The sequence below is a fragment of the Megalodesulfovibrio paquesii genome, assembly GCF_054653055.1.
The window spans coordinates 368,638-390,067 of the sequence record NZ_BAAIGQ010000005.1 but is presented as its reverse complement, the minus strand read 5'-3'; the positions used below and the strand labels follow the sequence as shown (position 1 = coordinate 390,067).

19 protein-coding genes are annotated in these 21,430 nt (G+C 64.1%); 12 read left to right on the top strand and 7 right to left on the bottom strand.

The window, feature by feature from the left end; all coding sequences use genetic code 11:
• Positions 1-19: 19 nt before the first annotated feature.
• On the top strand, positions 20-784 hold the full coding sequence (locus ACYQ00_RS08280; RefSeq protein ID WP_460031663.1) for a PP2C family protein-serine/threonine phosphatase: 765 nt from the start codon (positions 20-22) through the stop codon (positions 782-784).
• An 89-nt stretch (positions 785-873) separates the two neighbouring features.
• Here ACYQ00_RS08280 and ACYQ00_RS08275 read toward each other — a convergent pair whose 3' ends face one another.
• From ACYQ00_RS08275 to ACYQ00_RS08265, 3 genes are all read right to left on the bottom strand, one after another.
• Complete coding sequence (locus ACYQ00_RS08275; RefSeq protein WP_460031662.1) at positions 874-1,350, bottom strand: hypothetical protein; 477 nt, start codon at positions 1,348-1,350, stop codon at positions 874-876.
• A 106-nt stretch (positions 1,351-1,456) separates the two neighbouring features.
• Positions 1,457-1,861, bottom strand: coding sequence for a hypothetical protein (locus ACYQ00_RS08270; protein ID WP_460031661.1), 405 nt, complete (start codon positions 1,859-1,861; stop codon positions 1,457-1,459).
• Positions 1,862-1,890: 29 nt separating this feature from the next.
• On the bottom strand, positions 1,891-3,027 hold the full coding sequence (locus ACYQ00_RS08265) for a sensor histidine kinase (RefSeq protein WP_460031660.1): 1,137 nt from the start codon (positions 3,025-3,027) through the stop codon (positions 1,891-1,893).
• A 141-nt stretch (positions 3,028-3,168) separates the two neighbouring features.
• Here ACYQ00_RS08265 and ACYQ00_RS08260 point away from each other — a divergent pair, with 141 nt between their 5' ends.
• The 6 genes from ACYQ00_RS08260 to ACYQ00_RS08235 all read left to right on the top strand — a co-directional run bounded on the left by ACYQ00_RS08260 (position 3,169) and on the right by ACYQ00_RS08235 (position 10,103).
• The gene (locus ACYQ00_RS08260) at positions 3,169-3,996 is read left to right on the top strand and encodes a histidinol-phosphatase (protein ID WP_460031659.1); all 828 of its coding nucleotides are present in this window, start codon (positions 3,169-3,171) and stop codon (positions 3,994-3,996) included.
• 151 nt (positions 3,997-4,147) lie between these two features.
• Entirely contained in the window at positions 4,148-6,010 is a 1,863-nt protein-coding gene (locus tag ACYQ00_RS08255) for a bifunctional lysophospholipid acyltransferase family protein/GNAT family N-acetyltransferase (RefSeq protein ID WP_460031658.1), read from the top strand.
• The gene (locus tag ACYQ00_RS08250; RefSeq protein WP_460031657.1) at positions 6,007-6,501 is read left to right on the top strand and encodes an acyl-CoA thioesterase; all 495 of its coding nucleotides are present in this window, start codon (positions 6,007-6,009) and stop codon (positions 6,499-6,501) included. The genes ACYQ00_RS08255 and ACYQ00_RS08250 overlap by 4 nt, the downstream gene beginning before the upstream one ends.
• A gap of 87 nt (positions 6,502-6,588) precedes the next feature.
• Complete coding sequence (locus tag ACYQ00_RS08245) at positions 6,589-8,235, top strand: ATP-binding cassette domain-containing protein (RefSeq protein WP_460031656.1); 1,647 nt, start codon at positions 6,589-6,591, stop codon at positions 8,233-8,235.
• Complete coding sequence (locus ACYQ00_RS08240; protein ID WP_460031655.1) at positions 8,219-8,947, top strand: phosphoribosylanthranilate isomerase; 729 nt, start codon at positions 8,219-8,221, stop codon at positions 8,945-8,947. Before ACYQ00_RS08245 ends, ACYQ00_RS08240 begins: the two co-directional genes overlap by 17 nt.
• Positions 8,948-9,329: 382 nt before the next feature.
• Complete coding sequence (locus tag ACYQ00_RS08235; RefSeq protein WP_460031654.1) at positions 9,330-10,103, top strand: hypothetical protein; 774 nt, start codon at positions 9,330-9,332, stop codon at positions 10,101-10,103.
• Positions 10,104-10,231: 128 nt separating this feature from the next.
• On the opposite strand, the gene ACYQ00_RS08230 is transcribed toward ACYQ00_RS08235, so the two are convergent.
• Complete coding sequence (locus ACYQ00_RS08230; RefSeq protein ID WP_460031653.1) at positions 10,232-12,751, bottom strand: glycosyltransferase; 2,520 nt, start codon at positions 12,749-12,751, stop codon at positions 10,232-10,234.
• Between the two features lie 112 nt (positions 12,752-12,863).
• On the opposite strand from ACYQ00_RS08230, the gene ACYQ00_RS08225 reads away from it, so the two are divergent.
• Both ACYQ00_RS08225 and ACYQ00_RS08220 read left to right on the top strand, forming a co-directional pair.
• Positions 12,864-13,760 (top strand): polysaccharide biosynthesis/export family protein, encoded by an 897-nt coding sequence (locus ACYQ00_RS08225; RefSeq protein ID WP_460031652.1) that lies wholly within the window; start codon positions 12,864-12,866, stop codon positions 13,758-13,760.
• Between the two features lie 4 nt (positions 13,761-13,764).
• Entirely contained in the window at positions 13,765-16,092 is a 2,328-nt protein-coding gene (locus tag ACYQ00_RS08220; protein ID WP_460031651.1) for an exopolysaccharide transport family protein, read from the top strand.
• 129 nt (positions 16,093-16,221) lie between these two features.
• Here ACYQ00_RS08220 and ACYQ00_RS08215 read toward each other — a convergent pair whose 3' ends face one another.
• From ACYQ00_RS08215 to ACYQ00_RS08205, 3 genes are all read right to left on the bottom strand, one after another.
• Positions 16,222-18,015 carry a serine/threonine protein kinase gene (locus tag ACYQ00_RS08215; RefSeq protein WP_460031650.1) on the bottom strand — a complete coding sequence of 598 codons (1,794 nt, stop codon included), beginning with the start codon at positions 18,013-18,015 and terminating at the stop codon, positions 16,222-16,224.
• 404 nt (positions 18,016-18,419) lie between these two features.
• The gene (locus ACYQ00_RS08210) at positions 18,420-18,599 is read right to left on the bottom strand and encodes a hypothetical protein (protein WP_460031649.1); all 180 of its coding nucleotides are present in this window, start codon (positions 18,597-18,599) and stop codon (positions 18,420-18,422) included.
• Between the two features lie 257 nt (positions 18,600-18,856).
• Positions 18,857-19,081, bottom strand: coding sequence for a hypothetical protein (locus ACYQ00_RS08205; RefSeq protein ID WP_460031648.1), 225 nt, complete (start codon positions 19,079-19,081; stop codon positions 18,857-18,859).
• 225 nt (positions 19,082-19,306) lie between these two features.
• On the opposite strand from ACYQ00_RS08205, the gene ACYQ00_RS08200 reads away from it, so the two are divergent.
• From ACYQ00_RS08200 to ACYQ00_RS08190, 3 genes are read left to right on the top strand one after another with little or no spacing between them, the layout of a single operon-like run.
• Positions 19,307-19,810 (top strand): hypothetical protein, encoded by a 504-nt coding sequence (locus ACYQ00_RS08200; protein ID WP_460031647.1) that lies wholly within the window; start codon positions 19,307-19,309, stop codon positions 19,808-19,810.
• A 2-nt stretch (positions 19,811-19,812) separates the two neighbouring features.
• Positions 19,813-20,136 carry a hypothetical protein gene (locus tag ACYQ00_RS08195; protein ID WP_460031646.1) on the top strand — a complete coding sequence of 108 codons (324 nt, stop codon included), beginning with the start codon at positions 19,813-19,815 and terminating at the stop codon, positions 20,134-20,136.
• The gene (locus ACYQ00_RS08190; RefSeq protein ID WP_460031645.1) at positions 20,133-21,428 is read left to right on the top strand and encodes a patatin-like phospholipase family protein; all 1,296 of its coding nucleotides are present in this window, start codon (positions 20,133-20,135) and stop codon (positions 21,426-21,428) included. The genes ACYQ00_RS08195 and ACYQ00_RS08190 overlap by 4 nt, the downstream gene beginning before the upstream one ends.
• The last annotated feature ends 2 nt before the right edge of the window (positions 21,429-21,430 follow it).

The following is a 21,430-nucleotide window of genomic DNA, read 5'->3' as shown; positions in this document are numbered from 1 at the left end:
GGACCGTTGGACAATCCTCGTGCGTGTCATTCATGCTGCCAGCAGTCATGTTGGCCTCAAGCGTCTGGAAAATCAGGATCGCGTCATCATCCTTCCGCACATGGCCGGCGCCGTGGGCTCGGCTTCCTGGCGGCTTTTGGCCGTGGCAGACGGCATGGGCGGCGAGGCGGCCGGCGGCCTGGCCGCGCAAACGGCCATGGACGAGCTGGAATTGCTGGATGGCGCCGAGCTGTGTCAGGCCGCGGTGCCGCAGGCCCTGGCCAGCTGGGCCAGACAGGTCAATGACGCCCTCTTGCGCATGGGCCGCAGCATTCCCGACCTGGAAGGGATGGGTTCCACCCTCACCACCGTGCTGCTGTGCGGCAAGACGGCCCATTGGCTCCATGTGGGCGATTCGCGGCTCTACCTTCTGCGTGGACGGGCCTTGCGCCAGGTGACCAAGGATCATCGGTTTCTTCAGTCCATGCTTGAGGATGGCTCCATCGACCCCTCCAAGGCCGCCACACACCCCCTGCGCAACCGGCTGGACCAGTGTCTGGGATGCCGCCAGTTCAATCCGGACACGGGCAGTTTTTCCCTGCGGACGCGGGACGTCCTGCTCCTGTGCTCGGATGGCCTGCATGACGAAGCCCCCGAGACCATCATCACCACCATCTTGAATTCCCTGCCCGCCTCCCCCCGCGAGCCGGATCTGGAAGACGTGGCCCAGGCGCTCATCGAAATGGCCCTGCGCCAGGGCGGCCGGGACAATGTCAGCGTGGTGCTGGCCTGCGTGCAGGACTGAGCCGCCAGAATCCATCAGACGCCCCCACAAGAAAAGCCCCTGCAGGCGGATTGCCGGCAGGGGCTTTGTGCATGCTCGGAGAGGCGGGCTTAGTGCAGGGGCTCGCCGTTGCTGGCCGTGGACTTGCCGGCAGCCTTGGCCGCTGTTTTGGCGCCGGATTCCAACAGATCCAGAATGACCATGGCCCGGAGCAGGTCGCCCCGGTTGGCCACGGTCAGATCCTCTGAAAGACAGGCCTTGCAGTTGGCCACGGTCTGGGAGACCGGCCGGGCCGGGCCGGCGGCGCTGGCCGTGTGGCCCAGGTGCGCGGAGGTCAGGCTCTCCAGCACGTCCAGCAGGTGGTATTTCCATTCCTCGTTAAAGTGCAGATGCACGTCGAGGATGCGGCGCACATTGGACACCCCGCGGACCATGCCAGCCAGGGTGGTGTAATCCTGCATCCAGATATCCTTGTCCGTCACGCCGGCTTCGCCCATGGGTGCGGCGCGCAGGTTTTCCAAGTGCGCTTCCTGGATGGCGGCGTTGCGTGCCTTTTTGAAGGCCTGGATTTCAATCACGGCTCCCATGGCGTCCCTCCCTGGGTCAATGGCTTGCTTGCGCCGGGCTCTCGTCCCTGTACTGGCGTCTGTCAGCTTTTTCGGCCAGCCGCAGGAAAACTTGAGGGGGGTCTGGTCATTCTGTTTCCGGCGGCGGCGCAGGAAGCGGAGGATACAGGGTGAAATACTTGCTGGGATTGCGGTTGAGCATGCGCAGCCGGCGTTCCAGTTCTTCCAGAATGTCCAGCATGGCCCGCCGGCGGTCAAAGTCCTGCATGGCGCGCAGGTTGCGCTGGGCCTTGATGATGGCCGATTCCAGCCGGCCGCGCTCCACCTCGCGCAATTCATAAATGTTCCTGGAAGGATCCTCCTTGGGAACCTGCAGCTCCAGGCCGCGGGTGCCGTTTTCGCCTTCATGCACCGTCAGGGTGTTGGATGCATTGGCCCAGGCCATACCCGGGCCGGGCACGGGAAGCCCCCCCGCGCTCAAGGCCAGGGCCGGCAGCGCACTCAACGCGAGCCTGATGGCGAGCTGCCGCATGCGTGTCTGCATGGACCGGTGCCCCCCGTTCATGCCGCCGTCGGCTTTGAAGAGGTTGACGGGCCTGCGGATTCCGGCAAGGCCGAGGCGTAGGGGAACAGCAACGTCACCGTGGCGCCCTGGCCGGGCACGCTGTGCACGGCCACTTCGCCCTGGTGCTCCAGCATGATCAGCCGGGCCTCGCACAGGCCCATGCCCACATTGCCGGGCTTGGTGGTAAAGAAGGGGTCGAAGATGAAGGGCATGTCTTGCGGGGCGATGCCGCAGCCATCGTCCTTGATGCGCACCGTTACCCCGTCCTTCCCGGGCAGAATATCCGTGGCCACGGTGACGCGTCCATCCACTGCGGCCTCGAACGCGTTGGCGTACACCGCTCTCAGGGCGCGGCGGATCTGGTGCGGATCCATCATCAGCGTATGGGTTCCGCAGTGGACGGTGCATTCCAGTTCCGTGGTCAATTCACCGCAACTGCCGCGGGCCTCCTCGGCCACGGCCTGCACCAGCTCCGGCATGGAGACACTCTGGCGCTCCAGCTGGGGCAGGGAGGCGTAGTCGGCCACTGCTTGCACCGTGCGTTCCAGTTTGACGGCTTCTTCCCGGATAATGCCCAGCTTTTGCCGGGCCTGCTCCGGCACGCGGGGGCTTTTGAGCAGCAGGGAGGCAAAGCCGCCAATGGTCATGGCCGGATTGCGCACCTGATGGGCCACGGAAAGCGCCAGCCGACGCAGGCTTTCCGAACGCTCCTCCTGCAGGGCGGCCAGATTTTCAAATAGCGCCTTTTCCCGGACCTGGCGCAAGTGGAGTTCGGTGATGTCTTCCACCAGCAGCACAATGCCCGCCACGGTGTCGCCATCCCGCAAAAAGGACGACGTCACAGCCAGTTGCCGCAGCTCCGGGTATTCCGGATGCTGATAGGGCGTTTCCCGGCGAAGCTGCGTGGGCTCCAGGTTGATGACGTCCACGAGAATCTGGTTGAACTCGTAGTTTTCCGCCCGCGCAAAGAACTGCTCGCCCCAGTTGCCACTGGTAAGGGCCTCGCGGGAAAAACCCAGCACCGAGGTCAGGGCTGCGTTGACGAAGACCACTTCGCCCGCCCCGTTGATGACCATGCACCCCAGCGGCATGCTGTCGAGGATGTTGTCCACAAAAATATGGTCGATGGACAAGTGCGCCCCCTCTTCCGCCGTTCTTGGACGGAACCTTCCTTTGGATATTCGCCAAAACCCCGGGCAGCGTCAAGCAAGGTCCCGGAGTGCGCGGCAGGGAATGGGGATGACCGGCAGGGCGAATCCTGCTATGCTCCGGCCATGCCTGCAGCGGACTTTCATTTGCATACCAGCCATGGTCACGGCACCCACGACGTGGCAGCCATGATCCGGGCCTGCCTGGACCACGGCGTCCGGGTAATCGGCATGAGTGAGCACGCCCCCCGGCCGGAAGGCTTCCGCTACCCTGCCGACGAGTTTCAGGAACACGTGCTGCGCCAGTTCCCGGTGTATGTGGAGGAAGTACTCGCCGCGCGCCGGGCCTTTCCCGAGGCGGAAATCCTCCTGGGCGTGGAAGTGGACTACGTGGCCGGGCAGGAGCCGTTTTTTGCGCAGTTCCTTGAGTCCGCCCCTTTTGACTACTCCCTGGGCGGTGTGCACTTCATCGGCGTCTGGGGTTTTGATTTCAGCCAGGCGGAATGGGAAACCCTGGACGAAGACGCCCGCCGCAACGCCTATCTGCAGTACTACGAGCTGGTGGCCTCCATGGCCCGCAGCCGGCGCTATACCGTGGCCCCGCATGTGGATCTGGTGAAGATCTTCAGCCGCGAGACCCATGCCCGGTTCCTGGATTCCGAAGACGGCCGCGCCGCCGTGGGCCAGGCCCTGGACGCCCTGGCCGAGACCGGCATGCTCCTGGAGATCTCCACCGCCGGCCTGCGCAAACCCTGCAAGGAATTCTATCCCGGCCCCACGGTCCTGCGCTGGGCCCTGGACCGCGGCCTCGCCTTCTGCCCGGCCTCGGACGCCCACACCCCGGCCCAGGTGGGCTTTGGCTTCGACCGCTTGCCGGGCTACGCGCGCGAAAACGGCCTGCGCCACTGGACCATCCCCTGCCCCCGGGAGGGCCGGCGCACCCTGCCGCTCTAGGCGCCCGCCAGCCCCCTTGCACAACCGGGGGCAGTTGATGTACCTTCCACAAGTTGCCCAACGCCCTGCAGACCTTTGCCGTCCGCACTTGTCCGGCGTGTGTTGATCCCGGGCAACCAAAATCCCCCCGCCAAGGAGCAACCGTCTCCCCATGAGGAAGCGAGGCCCTTATATCCTCGAAGCCAGCCCCGACAAGCCGGTGGCGCACGCCATGCTCAAGCTTTTCGGTCCGCTGCTCGAATGTGTGACGCAGATTTCCGGCGTGAACGATATCCATTCCCGCGCCGTCGCCTGTTCTGGTCCGAATTTCTGGGCCAACGTCATTGAGGCCATGCGCGTCACCATCCAGATTTCCGATGAGGCGCGCGCCCGGATTCCGGCCACCGGCCCGGTGGTGGTGGTGGCCAACCACCCGTATGGCGGCATCGAAGGCATCATCCTCGGCGCGTTGCTCATGAGCATCCGGCCGGATGTGATGGTCATGGGCAATTATCTGCTCAGCCACATCCCGGAGCTGACCGACCGGGTCATCTTTGTGGACAACTTCGGCAGCAGCGACTCCCTGAAAAAAAACATCCAGCCCCTCAAGCAGTCCATCAGAACCCTGCGCGACGGGCACATGCTGGCCATTTTCCCGGCCGGCGAGGTCTCCAGCCTGGATGTGCACCGCCGCCGGATCATGGATCCGCCCTGGAACCCCACCGTGGCCCGCATCATCCAGAAGACCGGCGCGCCGGTGCTGCCCATTTTCTTCCCCGGCCACAACGGGCTGCTCTTCAATGCCGCCGGGCTCATCCACCCCCGGCTGCGCACCCTGCTGTTGCCGCGCGAACTGGTGCGGCGCGAGGGCCGGACCTTTCAGGTCCAGGTGGGCAGCCTCATCCCGGCCAAAAAGCTTGCCCGCTACGAGACCGAGCAGCAGCTCCTGGCCTACCTGCGCCTGCGGACCTACATGCTGGACAAGCGGCCCGATTCGCCCGGCGGGCGGCCGCGCTTCCGGCTGCTCTCCAAACTCAAAAAGAAAGTGCTGCCGGCACCCAACAACGGTTCAAAGCGCAGCGCGCCCATTGAGCAAAGCCAGGATCCGGCCGTGCTGGCCGCCGAGGTGGCCCGCCTGCCGCCGGAAAACCTGCTGGCCGAAACCGGCAAGTTCAAGGCCTATGTGGCCTCGGCGCAGGAAGTGCCGGCCATTCTGCAGGAGATCGGCCGACTCCGCGAGGTGACCTTCCGCCTGGTGGGCGAAGGGACGGGTAAGTCCATCGACCTGGACCGCTACGACCAGTACTACGCGCATCTCTTCATCTGGAACGCGGAAGCCAATGAGGTGGTGGGCGCGTATCGCGTGGGGAAATCCAGCAAAATCATCGAAGAACATGGTATTGAGGGGCTGTATACCTCCACCCTGTTCTCCTTCAAGCCGCAACTCTTCGAGCGCATGGGCCCGGCCCTGGAAATGGGCCGCTCCTTTGTGCGGCCGGAGTACCAGCGCAGCATTGTCGCCCTGCCCCTGCTCTGGAAGGGCATTGCCAATTACGTGCTCCTGCATCCGGATTACAAGGTCCTCTTTGGCCCGGTTTCCATCTCCAACGATTACACGCTCATGTCCCGCGAGATGATCGTACGTTTTCTGCGGGAGAACAACTCGCTTTCCGAGTTTTCCAAGCTGGTCAAGCCCCGCAAGCCTCCCCGCCTGCGCTGCATGAAGCTGCACGAAATCCGCGAGTTCCGCGCCGTGCTCTCCAACATGGATGACGTGGCCGAGGTCGTCTCGGACATCGAACCGGAAGCCAAGGGCATTCCCGTGCTGCTCAAGCAGTACCTCAAACTGGGCGGCAAAATCCTTTCCTTCAATGTGGACCCCGACTTCAACAACTGCCTTGACGGCTTGATCTATGTGGATCTGGTGCAGACACCCGTCAAAACCCTGGCCATGTACATGGGCATAGACAACGTCTACAACCTCCACGATTACCACGCCGCCAAGCAACGCCCCCCAGTGTGCACCACCCCATGAGCCAGCCCCCCAATGGCAAACGCGTTGCCGACTCCCTTGTGGTCATGAGCCACCAGATGCTTCCCGAAGACGCCAACCCCTACGGCAGCGTCCACGGTGGCGTCATCCTCAAGCACATCGACACCACCGGCGGCGTGGCCGCCATGCGCCATGCCCGGACCAATGTGGTCACCGCTTCCATCGACCGCATGGACTTCCTGCGGCCCGTGCGGGTGGGCGATCTGGCCATCTTCACCGCCCGGCTGGAGTACTGCGGCCGGACCTCCATGGACGTCTCAGTCTCCGTTGTGGGCGAGGATCTCATCACCGGTCGTACCCAGCGCTGCGCCGAGGCCATCCTGACCTACGTGGCCCTGGATCGCGACGGCCACCCCATCCCCGTGCCGCCGCTGATTCTGGAAACCGACGAGGAACGCCAGCGCGCCGAGATCGCCGCAGCCCGACGCGCCCGCCAGCTGGCTGAGAAAAAGGCCCAGCACGCCCAGAAATAATGCCTCCAGCCGGAGGGGGCTCGGGGGAACTCAGTTCCCCCGGCTTCTTTTTTCTTTCCTGCCTTGCGCATCTTTCCATGTCCTTCCATGTCTGCCATGCCCGCACACCCCACCCCCCTCCTCTCGCTTCGTCTGGCCACGGTTCTGCGCGGCGGCCGGCACGTGCTCCAGGATCTTTCCTGGGATCTCCTCCCCGGCCAGCACTGGCTGCTGGTGGGCGAGAACGGCGCCGGCAAGTCCACCCTGCTGCAACTCCTGCGCGGCGAGCTCTGGCCCCTGGACCGCTCAGCCCGGCTCTATGGTTTTGACGGCGAGCTGCAGCCTTCGCCCATCGGCCTGCGAGCCCGCCTGGGGCTGGTCTCTCCGGCGTTGCAGGAGCACTACCAGCGCCGGGGCTGGCGCATTGCCGGTCGCGAGGTGGCTGCCTCGGGCCTGGACGATGCCTACCTGTGCAACCGTGCCCTGAGCCCCGAAGAAGCTGCCCGGCTGGAGCACGTCCTGGCTCTGTGCGGGGCCGAAGCCCTGGCCGACCGCCCGCTCTCGTCCTATTCCCAGGGCGAGCTGCGTCTGCTGCTCCTGGTGCGGGCCCTGGTGCCCCTGGTGGAGCGGCCGGCCGTGCTGCTGCTGGACGAAGGCCTGGAGGGCCTGGACCCTGCCTCCCGCAGACGCATGGTGGCCGTGCTGGAGCGGTTGATGGACGAACAGGACGGCCTCAGCCTGCTGCTGGCCGCCCACCGCTTTGACGAGCTGCCCCGCGGCCTGACCCATGGCCTGCGTCTGGCCGACGGCCGCATCGCCGAGCAGGCGCCTCTGCCCCAATTCTCCCTGCACTCCCCGGCCGCGGCGCCGGAGGCCGCACGGTGCGTCGCCTTGCTGCCGGCAGCCATACCGGCAGCACAGCCGATTACGGCGCCGGCAATGAAGCCGACGGACCCGGGCATCCCCCCGCAGGCGCCCCTGCTGGAGATTTCCCATGCCGACGTCTATGTGGACCGGGCCCATGTGCTGCATGACATTTCCTGGACCATCCGGCAGCCGCAGCCGGTCGCAACCGGTGGACCGTCCCTGGGGCACTGGGCGGTGCTGGGCCGGAACGGCGCGGGCAAATCCACCCTGATGCGCCTGATCCAGGGCGAGCTGCCGCCGGCCGTGGGCGGCTTCATCCGCATGGCTGGCCAGGACACACCCCTGGACCGCCGATGTGCCGCGCCCCTCGTTTCTCCAGGCCTGCAAGCCACCTACACCTACGATGACACCGCAGCGGATGTGGTGGTCAGCGGCTTTTTCGGATCCATCGGCCTCTGGGACATACCCACGCCCGCCCAGCGCGGGCAGGCGGCGCAGTGGCTGGCTTTTCTGGGACTGACCGAACTGGCCGAACGGCCCCTCTCCACCCTTTCCACCGGGCAGGCCCGGCGGGTCTTTCTGGCCCGGGCCCTGGCCCCCCACCCGCCGCTGCTGCTCCTTGACGAACCCTGCGCCGGCCTGGACCCCGCTGCCCGGACCCTCTTTCTGGACACCCTGGAGCACGCCGCAGCAGGGCAGCCGGGGCAGCAGGGGCCCTGTTTCCTCATGGTCACCCACCACCTGGACGATTGCCGGCCGGTGTTCGGCAATTTCCTGATCCTGGAGCGCGGCCGGGTGCGCTACGCCGGCCCGCGCGAGGCCTGCCCGGCCAATCTGCTGGCGGAGTTCCAGCCCGTGGAGTCCCAGTCGCATGACGCCCCGGCCTAGGTTGCTGCCGCCGGCCTTTATTCAGGCCGCCGGCGCCTTCGACCTGGACGAGGCCCTGCGCTGTTTTGCCGCCGGGGTGGACGTGGTGGGCCTCCCGCTGCGGCTCAATCACCATGCGCCGGATTTGTCCGAAGCCGAGGCGGCCGCGCTGGTGGCTGCCGCCAGGGCCCGCAATCCCCGTCTGGCCTTTGCCGTGATCACCTATGAGGACGACGCCACCCGGGCCGCGGCCCTGTGTCGTGAAGTCGGCGCACAGTATCTGCAGCTGCACGGTGCGCTGGCCCCCATGACGGGACTGGCCTTGCGGGAACTACTGCCCGACGTGGTGCTGATGAAGTCGCTGATCGTCGGCCTGCGGGACGAAACCGCGCTGCGGGGCGAACTGCAGGCCCACGCCGCCTGGGCCGATGCCTTTCTGACCGACACCTTCGACCCGGCCAGCGGGGCCATGGGCGCCACCGGGCTGGTGCACGACTGGGCAATCAGCACCCGGCTGGCCGCGGCCTCGCCCCGGCCGTTGATCCTGGCGGGTGGGCTCACGCCGGAGAATGTGACCGCGGCCGTGACCGCCTTCCGCTACGCCGGCATTCCCTTGGCCGGAGTGGACGCCCATACCGGCCTGGAAGACGCTGCCGGCCGTAAGGACTGGACCAGACTGACGACCTTTGCCGCCCGCGCCCGTCTGGCCTTTGCCGGACTGCGAGCCTCCTGAGCAGGCTCCCGTGCTGCGCTTGTGCGAATCGGAACTTGCGCCTGCCGGAAAAATGCGCTAGGGAATCGCAAACGCCTCGCAAAGGAGTCCATCATGGCTACTTTCTTTGTCTTCTTCGGCCTTGGCTGCTCGCTGCTCGCCGTGTGGCACATCAAGAAGTTCGGTGATGCCCTGGGCAAGGAAATGGATCACCACCACCACTAACCACGCGATCGGCCCGCCTGCAACGGGTTCTCAGCACCGTCCTTTCGCGTTGACTGATTCGCGTGGCGGACGACATATTTTGCCATGCTCCTTTTCGGGGCATGGCTTTTTTTGGCGCAATGTGATATGTTTTCAACTATCCATAACCGACTATTCTTCTTGATGGAAGGAGGATCCCGTGAAAGAGTTTGCCGAAGGGATTCAAGCAATCAGCGATGGATTTGCTGCACTTATCTCCAGCCTGACGCCGTTGCTCTGGACAGCGGTCATCGTGTTCCTCATCTACTACCATCGAGACGCCTTGAAAAACCTCATCCTTTCCCTGGCCGGCCGGGAATTCAGTCTGGAAGTGGGCGGTCAGAAATTATCTTTCAAGGAGTACGATTCTCAGCAGGCACAGCGTATTGCCGCACTTGAAACCAGGGTCATGCAGCTGGAGGGGCGCCAGGCTGCACCGCAGGACGCCGAGGCGGCGGAACAGTCCCCAGAAGGTGAGGACGCAGAGACGCCGTGCAAAAAGGGCCCCCTCGAAGCGTTCAAGGTCAGCACGTTACGCAACCTGCTGGGAAAAACCCAGGCGGCCATCACCAGTCTGCTCTGGGTGGATGACAACCCGAAAAACAATGCGGTCCTCATTGGCGGCATGCAGGTCTTTGGTGTGCAGGTTGAAACGGCGCTTACCACTGCCGCGGCGATGGAGCGTTTCACCAAGGGCGGCATCGCCATGGTTATCAGCGACATGGGGCGGATTGAAAACGGTGTCTACCACCCCAGGGCCGGGCTGGAACTGGCTGAACAAATCAGGGCACTTGACGAGAACATCCCCATAGCGCTGTACTCCACGTCCCAAGTGGCCCACACGGCGCAGGCAGATCTTGAACGCCTCCACCTCTCCCATGCAGATTCATCCTATGAATTGCTCCGCTGTGTGCACACGGAACTTCGCGCATAGCGCACCCGCCACGGCCATGGCCCACGAGAAAGCCTGACGCCGCCGTCCGCGTGGCTGCGTCAGGCCCCCCCACCTTATCGGCTGTGCCTGTTCCTAGCGGAATGCCGATGCCTGCCGAGCCGGCAGGCTCAGTGCTTTCTCCATCCCATCAGCAACCCCCACCCGGTACCCGCGGCCAGAGCCATGGCCCGCAGGACCACGAATCCCGGCAGGGCCAGGGCCAGGAGCGCGTCAAAGCGCAGCACCTGGAGCGCCCAGGGCACCGCCGAGGCGGCAATGCCCACGGCCACCGCCGCTGCGCCCCACAGCAGGCCCGGCCAGAGCAAGCCGGCCAGCAGCAACGCCCAGGCCAACATTCCGGCAAGCGTCTGGTATTTCACTGTCTTTGAAGTGTATTGATCCGACACCGCTTTTTCCGGATGGCGGCGATAGACCTTGATCCGCCAGTACGCCCGCCAGAACTTCGTGCGGCAGTATTGCCAGAGCGAGGCCGGATGCAGGTGCCGGACCAGCGCGCCCGGCGCAAAGACCAGCCGCTTTCCCAGGGCCAGGAGGCGGTAGGAGAATTCCGTATCCTCATTGTTGGCTGTGGGATAGCTGACATCGAAGCCGCCGGCCTCCAGGAACACGGCGCGGCGGAAGGCGGCCGCGTAGGTGGCCACCAGATCCACGGGGCCGCCGTCCTCATGCAGGGCATAGCGGGACTCGAACTCGGCCTGGGCGAAGCGGGCCGTGAGCTGCCGCTGCAGGGTCCGGTAGGCGCCCTGGGCAGCGTCCACGGAGGGATTGCCGAATTTTTCCAAAATGTTGGCCAGGAATTCCGGCTCGGGTCGGCAGTCTGCATCGGTAAACACCACCACCTCGCCGCGAGCGTGCTGCGCGCCAAGATTGCGAGCCGCGGCCGGGCCATGGTTGCGGCCATCGAGATGCTGCAGCCAGCGCACCGTGCCGGCATCCACCCAGGGCTTGCAGCGGGCGGCGGTGTCGTCGGTGGAGCCATCGTCCACCACAATAATTTCAAAGGATTCCCGCGGAAACTTCTGCCGGACCAGGCTGCGCAGGGTGTGCGGCAGGCTGGCGGCGGCATTGTAGGCCGGAATGATCACCGAGGCGGCCAGCGAGGGCGCGGCGTCCTCCCGTGGCTGGAGCGGTTCCGGCGCCCCGCCCGAACCGGCTCCCGAGCCGAACAGCAGGTGTTTGAGGAAGACGCGGCCAGCCTTGAGGGTCCGATGGCGTTCGTCCGGGTCGCGCAGGGCCTCGATGGCCTTGCGGAATAGGAAGCCGGGTCGGAAATAGAAGCGCCGACGGGCCTGATCGCAGAGGGCCACGAGCTCTTCGGGGCTGAAGTGCTCGTTGCGGGTCACACAGTTGTGTAGCCCCTGCGGCGTAAGCCAGGCCGTGAAGTCCCCGGTGGTGATCCACCCTTTTTCCTGATACATGGCATAGGCTTGCGTGCCGGGATAAACCATGACCGGATAGAACTGCGCCGTGTCCGTGTTCAGATCCAGGGCCAGCTGGATGGTCTGCTCCACCGCGGCCCGGTCCTCGCCGGGAAAGCCGATGATGAAACAGCCATGGATGCGCAGGCCGGCGGTGCGGGCGTCGGCCATGAACTGCCGGGCCCGGTCGGCGCCCAGCCCCTTGCGCATGCAGGCCAGGGTGGAGGGCACGCCGGACTCGAAGCCCACGCAGAGCATGCGGCAGCCCGCGGCCTTGAGGGCCCGCATGGTTTCCAGATCCAGATCCATGCGCGCATTGGCCGACCAGGAGAAGCGGAGGCCGCGGTCCTGGATGGCCTGGGCGAATTCCAGGCTGCGGCTGCGATTGGCCGTGAGCGTGTCGTCCTCAAAAAAGATGGACCGGATCTGCGGGCATTCACGCAGGATTTCCTCCACCTCGTCCAGCACATTGGCGATGCTCCGGGTGCGCACCACATGGCCGGTCAGGGTCTGCGGGTACACGCAGAAGCTGCAGCGGAAGGGGCAGCCCCGGCTGGTGGTCAGGGTGACCATGGGGTGCAGGGCGTTGGGGTTGAAATAATCCTCCAGCCGCAGGTGCTTGCGATACACACGGCTGACGCGCGGCAGGGCGTCGAGGTCTTCGATATAGGGCCGGTCCGGCGCGGCAAAGATGGCCGCGCCCTCGGGCTCCAGACGGACCGTCAAACCCTGGATGCCTTGCAGCACCTCCGCCGCCGGCCGGCCGCCTGCGGCCTGCACCGCCTGGGCAAGCTCCCGCACCGTGTATTCGTATTCCCGCCGGGCCACGGCGTCCACCCAGGGCGCCTGGTGCAGCGTCTCTTCCGGCAGGGCCGAGACATGCACCCCCACAAGGCAGAGCATTGCCGTGGGGACGAGCTCCTTAAGCTGCCGCGCCGCCTCAAGATCATTGGCGATGGACGGGGTGGAGGTATCCAGGATCATGAGCGCCGGCTGCTCGGCGCGGGCACGCTCCAGGACCGCTTCCAGGGAGAGACCGGCGGCCGGGGCGTCCAGAAAAGTCACCTCGAACCCGGCTTCCTCCAGCACCCCGGTGGCGTAGGCCAGCCAGATGGGATAGTACAGCGTGCCGGATTTGGTGACCGCAGGGCTGCGCTGCGGACGGGAAAATTTGGGAAAATACGGCGGGTTGAGAACAAGAATGCGCATGGTGGTGTCGGCCTGCTGTAAGGAGTTGACTTGCCATGGGAAAGTAAACCTTCTACAAGAGCATGGTTCGGCATGCAACCGAGCCGGCGCAACCATACAACACCAATTGCCCATGAACCAGCCCTCTCCATTTGTTTCCTCATTCTTCCCATATTGGTCCGCGTGGCGGTGGCTGGTCTGTGCGGCCCTGTGTCTGGGGGTCTTGTGGTGCGCCGGGTGCAACGGCGCCAAGGATCCAGTCTCGCTTTCGCCCGTGCCCAAGGATGGCAACGGCACCCGGGCCATGCGCGTTTCCGGCCCTCTGGCCTATGGGGACAAGCTCTCTGTGCGCATCTGGCGGCATGAAGATCTTTCCCTTGAATATCGGGTTGATGAAACAGGGCAACTCGATTTTCCACTCATCGGCAAGGTCGCCGCCGCCGGCAAGACTGTTGAGGAACTGCGCCAGGAGCTGCGCACCCGTCTGGCTGAATATCTGGTGGATCCGCAAGTCAGCCTGGATCTGATGGAATCGTCCTATCGTACGGCCTTTGTCTATGGCGAAGTGGCCACCGAGGGCCCCGTGGCCCTGGATCATGACGTCACGCTGTGGGAGGCCGTCTCCCGCTGCGGCGGCTTCACCACCGATGCCAGCGAGGATAATATTCTGGTCATCCGCGGAGCACAGGGCCAGGGCGAGTTGCAGCTCATGCTGGCGAACATGAAACTCAGTTCGGTCAAGAAGGGAAAGGTGTTCAACTTTTCCGGATACCTGACCGCAGGCGATATTGTCTTTGTCCCGCCGACCACCTTTACCGAGGTGGAACGGTTCATGATGCGCCTGCGCAACATCTTGGAGGCCATCGCCTCGGCAGAACGCGCCATCATCTTCATGCCCCAGGTCCGGGACGCCATCCTGGACATCTACTACGGCGAGCCACCGGACTATTCCAGCAGCAGCTCCAACATCAGCAATGTCGCCGGCGAAAACCTCAGCAACTCTGGCGGCACCGTGACGCCTACGCAGTAATATCGTGGAACTCAGGCAACTTCTGGAAATACTGTGGCGGCGGCGCCGGCTGTTCCTTGGCCTCGCGGCAGGGGTGTTCCTTGGCTTTATGCTCATCTCGGTCCTGGTGGTGCCGCGGTACGTGGCCACTTCCAAGGTGATGCTGTACAAATCCCCCTCGGCCACCACCCTGCTCACCACGCTGGGCTTGCGTTCCAGCATGCTGACGGAAACCGTCTCCGACGCCGAGGTGGCCAATTACAAGCAGGTGGCCCTCTCCGCGCCGGTAATGCAGGCTGTGGCAGAGCAGCTGCAGCCCCAGCGTCTGCGATTCCGGTCCATTCTGCCGCGCATGATTCCCGGCGCAACGTGGCTCTTTCCCAAGCTGGGGCTTGAAGGCCTGCTCAACGCCACCAAGCCTGTCCAATGGGATGAAATGACAAATAAAAGCTTCCTGCAATTCTTCATTCCGCGGCCATACGTGGATATTGACGAAGACCAGGATGCGGATTTGTACACCATCACCGTGCAGACCACGGATATGGCCGACTCCGTGCGTCTGGCCAATGCCTGGGCCGATGCCTTTATTGCCCGGGATGCAGAGCTCCAGCGCGAGGAGTTTTATCGTTTTGGCGACTCCATTGAGGCCCGCCTGCCCCTGGCCAAGGCCGAATATGAACGCACCCTGAAGGAATTGCAGGAATTTCGGGAAAAGAACACCAGTCTGAGCCTGGAAGAGGAAGTGGTGCGGCTGATTGCCCAGATTTCCAACGTGGCCGCAGAACGCGACGAGGCCTCCGTGGAGACCGAACGCAGCAGGGCCATGCTGGCCGAGTCGCAGCGCCTCCTGGCCAATACACCCAAATATTCGAAATCCCAGGAGCAGCTGGCGAGGAATCCGGTCATTGACTCCGTGAAGCTGACCCTGCGCGATCTCTACCTGGAACTGGCCAATACCAAGACGCTGTTCACGGACAAACACCCTGTCGTCGTGGACATCCAGGCCCGGATCGCTCAGGCGCGGGACATCATCAAGGAAGAAGCCGGCAAGGTCTACAATGGGGAGACCCTGTCCCAGGATCCGTTGTACCTTGAGCTTTCCCAGGTCGCTGCGCAGCGCGCCGCAGATGTGGCCGGCTATGAGATGCAGCAGCAGGCCTATGATCAGGTTCTGGCCAAACTACAGACCAAGCTGCTCAAGCTGCCGGCATTGCAGTCGAAGTATGCCCTGCTCATGCTGGCGGCCAACAGGGCGCAGGAATATTTCCAGACCCTGACGGACATCCGCTATCAGGTGGAAACAGCCAGGACCATGACCATCTCCAACCTGCGGCTGGTGGAAGCCGCCTCCATTCCGCCAGATATCACGGATTACAAGCAGCCGAATTTGATGCTCTTCACGGCGCTGGCCGTGTTTCTGGCCGGATTTTTCTCCCTGACCGGAACCTTCCTGCGGGAATATCTCGACCCCACTGTGCTGCGGCCCGACGATGCCGAGGCGGCAGCCAAGGCTCCCTGTCTGGCAGTGTTGCCAGCGCTCCCGGCCCGCCACGCGCCCTCGCCATTTGCTGCGGAGCATCCCTGGCGGCAGCCCCTGGTCCGGCTGGCCGCCACCCTGGAGGCATGTCCGGAGGAGGCGCGTCCGGACAGATCCGGCAGGATGGCACGCCGTGCCGATGCCGCCCCCGTATCAGCATCTGCCGGGGCTTCCGGCGTGGCAGCTGCCGGGGCTTCCGCCTTGCTGCAGGCACCCTCCAGCGGGTCCAAACGCTGTGCGCTTCTGCCCATGCACGATGAGGCCGCCGCCGCCCTGGCCACGGTGTTGCTGGGGAGCCTGTTTGCCCGGGAACAGCACGCCGTGCTGTTCCTGGATTTCTGTGCGCCCCGGTCCCGGCTGGAGGCGTGCTTCACCACCAGCACAGCCCGGTCCGGTCCGGCCCGCGCTCCCGCCCTGGCCGACTTTCTGGCCGGCAAGGCTGCCCTGGCGGACTGCCTGCTCCCGACGCCCTTGGAGCGAGCCGCGCTGCTTCCCATCGACCTGCATCCAGCGCAGAGCCATGCGCTTCCGAAGCATGCCCTGGCGGGGGTGCTGGCCGAGCTGGCCGGGCGATTCGACCGCCCTCTGGGCCTGCTGCCTGCATTGAAGGACACGGCCGACGGGCTGCGGATGGCGTCGCTTATGGAGGACGTGATTCTGGTGGCATCGCAAGGCCGGACCACCAAGGATGCCCTGGCTGATGCCGCGCGGGATCTGACGCTGGCGGGAAGCGCCGTGCGTGGCGTAATCCTGCTGCAAGAGCAGGCCAGCCTCCCGTTCCCGTGGCCGTGTCGCTCCCGCCCCAACGCCGTCTGAGCACGGCGCATCTGTCACAGCGGAATCGTCCGTGCGGAATCGTCCGTGCGCATTCGCAGTGCGCCTTTGCAGCGCGCTTTTGCCATGGTGGCTCAGTCCGGATAGGCCGCATCAGGCGGCTGCCCGCGATCAGCTTCGTCCGAGATACTCGTTCACCTTCGGGGCAATCAGAAAGACCACGGCGTACATGCCGAGCACGGCGTGGTCCACGGCGGAGAGCATGGATTCCAGGCTGCCGATGGACAGATAATTGCCCAGCAGCACCAAAGACAACCCGAAGCAGGCCAGCACAAGCAGCCTGTTGCGCCGCACGGCCAGCAGGAAGTACAGCCCGCCCAGCACATAGAATCCCAGGAACACCAGGGAGGCGATGGCGTCGTCCTCCCGGAAACGCACGGAGAGCACGCCGCCTAGCGCCGCCATGAAGGCCGCCACTTCCCAGCTGTTGAACCCGGCACGGCGTCTTGTTGTTTCGTAGGGGTTTTCCACGCCATAAATGGACCGAGTCTCCCCCTGGCCGTAGTCCCCTGCCGGTTTCGAGCGGTTGCCTGTCCTGCCGGCGGTGCCATTGAGAGAGGAGGAGGCCAGGCCTCCATTGTGCCTGGCACTCCTGCCGGGCAGGGGAGGAAAATCGTCGTCTTCCGCGTCCTTCTGGCTGGAGGCCTGGGCAGTACGCGGCGGCGGAAGGGAGTCCGCAGCCTGAATGACCGAAGCCAGGGCCGGCGGCGGGGCCAAGGGGTCCTTGGGTGCACCCTGCAGATTGGCCGAAGACGCCATGGCCGCACGCGCGGCGCTGGCAAAGTTGGTGCCCGGCCCCAGCGCTCCGGGGTTTGCTGGCGGCGGAATTTTCACATGCGCCGCGCCGTTGGCAGCAGAATGGGATGGCGCGTGCGTGCCGGAGGTCTGCCCCGCGGGCACCTGCTTCCAGCTTTCGCCTTCGGCGCCAGGATCGGCCGGCACCACCCGCACAATGGGCAACGGCTGCAAGGTATCCAGGCCTTCGGAGGCCAGCACCCGTTCCACGGCGGCCAGGAAATCCAGGGACGAGGAATACCGCTGGTTCGGGTCATACTGCACCGCGCCGAGGATCACGTCCCGCACGCCGCGCGGCAGGGAGTCCGGCATGGTGATCATGGCGCCGGACAGGCGCTTCTTGACCATCATGTTCTTGTTGCCCTTGGATTCCTCCAAAAAGGGCAGATGGCCGGTGAGCATCTCATAGCCCACCAGCCCGAGGGAGTAGATATCTACCTGAAAGTCGTAGCCATGCCCGTAAGGATCCTTGATGACTTCCGGGGCGATGTACAGGGGGGTGCCCACGCGGGTTTCGGCCTGGCTGGTGTCCGACACCTGCCGCGCCACGCCGAAATCGCCAATACGGGCCATGCCTTCATCGTTGATGAAGATGTTCTCCGGCTTGATGTCGCGGTGAATGACCTGTTTGGAATGGATGTGCGCCAGCCCGCGCAGGCAGTCCGCCAGAATCTGCATGGTCCGTTGCCAGGGGATCGGCCCCTTGCGGATTTCCCTGGCCAGATTGTTGGGCAGGTAATCCATCATCACGGCCATGAGGGCGGTGACGGATTCAGAATCGCGGATGTTGAATATCTGGTGGTTGTGCCAGCCCACCACATTCTGATGGCCACCCAGGCTGTAGAGATGCAGGAGTTCCTTGGCTTCCAGGCTGATGGCGTCCTGGAGGGATTCCAGCGAATCGTCCTCGGCGCCGATTTTCTTGGTCAGCGAAATGACCTTGAGGGCAGAGACGAATTTTGCCCCCAGATCCTCGCGTTCCAGCTTGAAGACGCAGCCGAACGCCCCGGCGCCCAGAAAAGACACCACTTTCCAGCCGCCGAACAACGGCTCTTTCTTGCGCAGAAATCCGAGGATCGTGTTTTTGCAGTACAGGGACCTGTCGGCCATGTGTGTCACATCCGTTGCTGCGCCTCAACGCGAGCGCGGTACATCTCTACTGGAAGGAAGCTGCCTGCCCATTTCTTTCGCCTGCCGGGCTGCAGGCGACCACCTCGGAAACAATGCCCTGCGGAAGGGGCGAATCCGACCCGGTGCGGAGTGCACGACACCCCCTGTCGCCCACGCCACACAGGCATCCGTCTAGGGCCAATGTAGCCAGCGGCTGGCCCCAAGGCAACCAAAAAAACAGCGTGGTTGCCCTGCTCCACTGCCCGGGCCAGGACCGACACGAAAAGGCCAGACACGGGCCACCCTTTTGTGCCGGGCAGAGCATAGTACATCACGTCAGGCTGTCATGGAACAGCCTGCGCGAACAGGAAGTGCGGCGGCAGAAGCTGCGGGGAGGGCACCAATCAGGCGGCGAAGCGGGATTCCTGCTGCGCCTTGGCTTCTTGCAGGGCCATGGCCTCTTGCAACAGCCTGTCCAGCTCCTGGAGCTTCTGGGCCCGGCTGGTGGCAGAAACGCGGCGCAGCCGCTCCAGCTGTTCCATGTCTTTGCGATGACGTTCGAGAAGATGCTGAATGTCTTGCATGGCAGGCCTCCGCACAGGCGGGCGCAAGGGGATCGTGAGCGCAGAAAAAGTGACCGCGCAACGGAAGCCTAAAAAAGGAGAAGACCTTTTCTAGACTTTTTTTAATCTTTACGCCCAATACCTGATTTGGTCAAGCATCTCCTGCGTCAGGAGCGCCCGAACCAGTGCCTGGGCCAGTCCGCGGGCTTGCCCAGAACCCAGACCGGGGGCCAGACTCATGCGAAAAAAGAGGGGGGAAATCGGGAAGGCCGGGCCGGTCAACGGCTGCCGGTGGAATCCGGGTCCTGCTGGAGCTGCCGCCGCTTATACTCTTTCATATTAAAATGATGCAATATCTGTTCGTCGTGCCGTTTTTTCCGCACGCAAAGACGCCAAATACTGACAATCAGAAAGACCAGGGCAATGCCCGCCAGGGCCCATTCCCAATAACTGATGCGTGACACATCGATCATCATGGCTGACTCGCGGGTAAAGGTCTCCATCCCCGCTCTGTAACCACAATTGGTTCCTCAGGCAAGGCCCGGCGGGCGCCTCCGCTGTTGCCGGCCTCTTCCGATGCCCTCCCGGGCGCAGGGCGGAAATACTTCTGGCTGGTTGCCTCTTGCGGTTTCTGTGGTATCAGGGGATGATCCGGGTTGCAGCCGGCGGCCCATGCGTGGCGGCCGCGTCTTGCCCGGCATGCCAATCTTTTTTTGGAGGAACTGCCCATGCCCGCACCCCGCTTTGCGCTGTTCATGTCCGCCTCCTGCCTGCTCACCCTGGCCCTGACCGCTGCCCTGGCCTGCGCGGCCGACATGCGCCTCAAGGGATGGGAGGACGGCAGCCCCTACAACAAGCTCTACATTGCTGCAGATCGTGAAAAATTCATGACGGTTATCGATAAGGTTACCGATGTCGTCCCCATGCCCGGCATGGATGAGGGCGTGGGCCTGCTGGTCACCCGCGAAGACACTGGCGAGAAGGTTGTGGTCCACATTGGTCCCAAGGATTTCGTCACCACCCGCGCCAGCTGGGGCATCGTGGCTCCTGGCGTCAAGGCCAAGATCTATGGCGTCTACAATGACCTGGGCGACAAGGAGATCTTTCTCCTGAACAAGCTCGTGGTCGGCGACAAGATGCTCAAGGTCCGCAAAACCGGCGACGGCAAGGCCTGGTGGAATCTCCCCGCGGATGAACTGGCCAAGGAAGAAGCCGACAACAAGGTGGAATAGCCATGGATGCCCGCCCCAAGACCATCGCCGACACCATCGCCCTGGCAAAAGCCCTGGCCGCCGCGGTGCAGCTGGACGTGACCCACGAGCACGAGGATCTGCTCTTCACCAAGCACAACCTTTTTTTGCTGATGACCCATGCCGGCCATCCCGGCGCAGTGAGCCTTTTCTTCAATGAGGAAACGCCACCCGAGGAGGCCGCCGCCCTGCAGACCCGACTGGTACAGGAAGCGGCGCTGCGGGAGCTGGACCTGACCTTGCGCGGCCTGTACCGCATGACCCAGCAGGCCGATGAAACCCTCTCCCTGGAGTTGCTGCCCGCATGAGCGCACCCCCCGGCCCCCCTGTATCGTCTGTATCGCCGGGCCGTCGCCCGGCGTCTCCTGCCGCCTTGCGGCTGAGTCTGGCAGCGCTCCTGTGCCTGGGCTGCGTTGCCTGCGGCAGCCTGAAAGTGCGCGCCCCCATTCCAGAGCAGGCCCTTGATCAGCTGAGTCTGAACCAGACCCGGGTCATGGCCACCAGGCACGACCCCGGGTTTTCCGGCGTGCGCGGCTGGGGCGATGTGCTCTCCCCAGACCTGCAGCACAGCATCGCCAAATCCGTCGTGCAAAACCGCGAATGGCATGCCAGGCAGGGCACGCCGCTGCCGGGAGATATCGACATCCTGGCCCTGTCCGGCGGTGGGCCTGATGGCGCTTTTGGCGCCGGCGTGCTCTGCGGCTGGACCGACGCCGGTACCCGGCCGGAATTCCGCGTGGTGACCGGTGTGAGCACTGGCGCGCTTTCCGCGCCCTTTGTCTTTCTGGGACCGGACTATGACGCCCCCCTGCGAGAACTGTACACCACACTCAAAACAAAAGATATTTTCTTTCTTAAAGGGCTGTACCGCATTGTCTTTGGCGATTCCGTCACCGACACCACACCCCTGCAGCATATCCTGCGCACCTGGGTGAACGAGGAAATGCTGGCAAAAATCGCTGTGGAACACGCCAGAGGCCGCCGGCTGTTCATCGCCACCACCAACCTTGATGCCCAACGCAACGTGGTCTGGGACATGGGCGCCATCGCCTCTTCCCGTCATCCCAAGGCCCTGGAGTTGTTCCACAAGGTCCTGCTGGCCTCCTCGGCCATTCCCGTGGTCTTTCCGCCGCAGTACATCCCGGTGGAATCCCAGGGGGAATTCTATGATGAAATGCATGTGGACGGTGGCGTCATCTCCCAGTTCATCGTCTACGACGGCTACCTCAATCCCAGGCGCATGGCCGAGGAAATGGGGCAGATGGACAACTACCAGGCCATGCACAAGCACGTGCATATCCTGATCAACAACAAAATCGGCCCCGTGGGCGAGCCGGTCAAGCCGCGGCTGGCGCCCATCGCCTCGCGTTCCATTTCCACCCTCATCAAGTCCCAGGCCAAGGGCGCGCTGGCTTATGCCTATCTCCTGGCCAAGCGCGACGACATGGACATGCGCTACATGGCCATTCCCGAGGAGTTCGAGGCCCAGGCCTCCGAGCCCTTCGACCCCGTGGCCATGCGCAAGACCTTTGACCTGGGCTACGCCATCGGCAGAAACCAGACCGGCTGGCAGGAGCTGCCTCCCGGCTACAATAACTGACA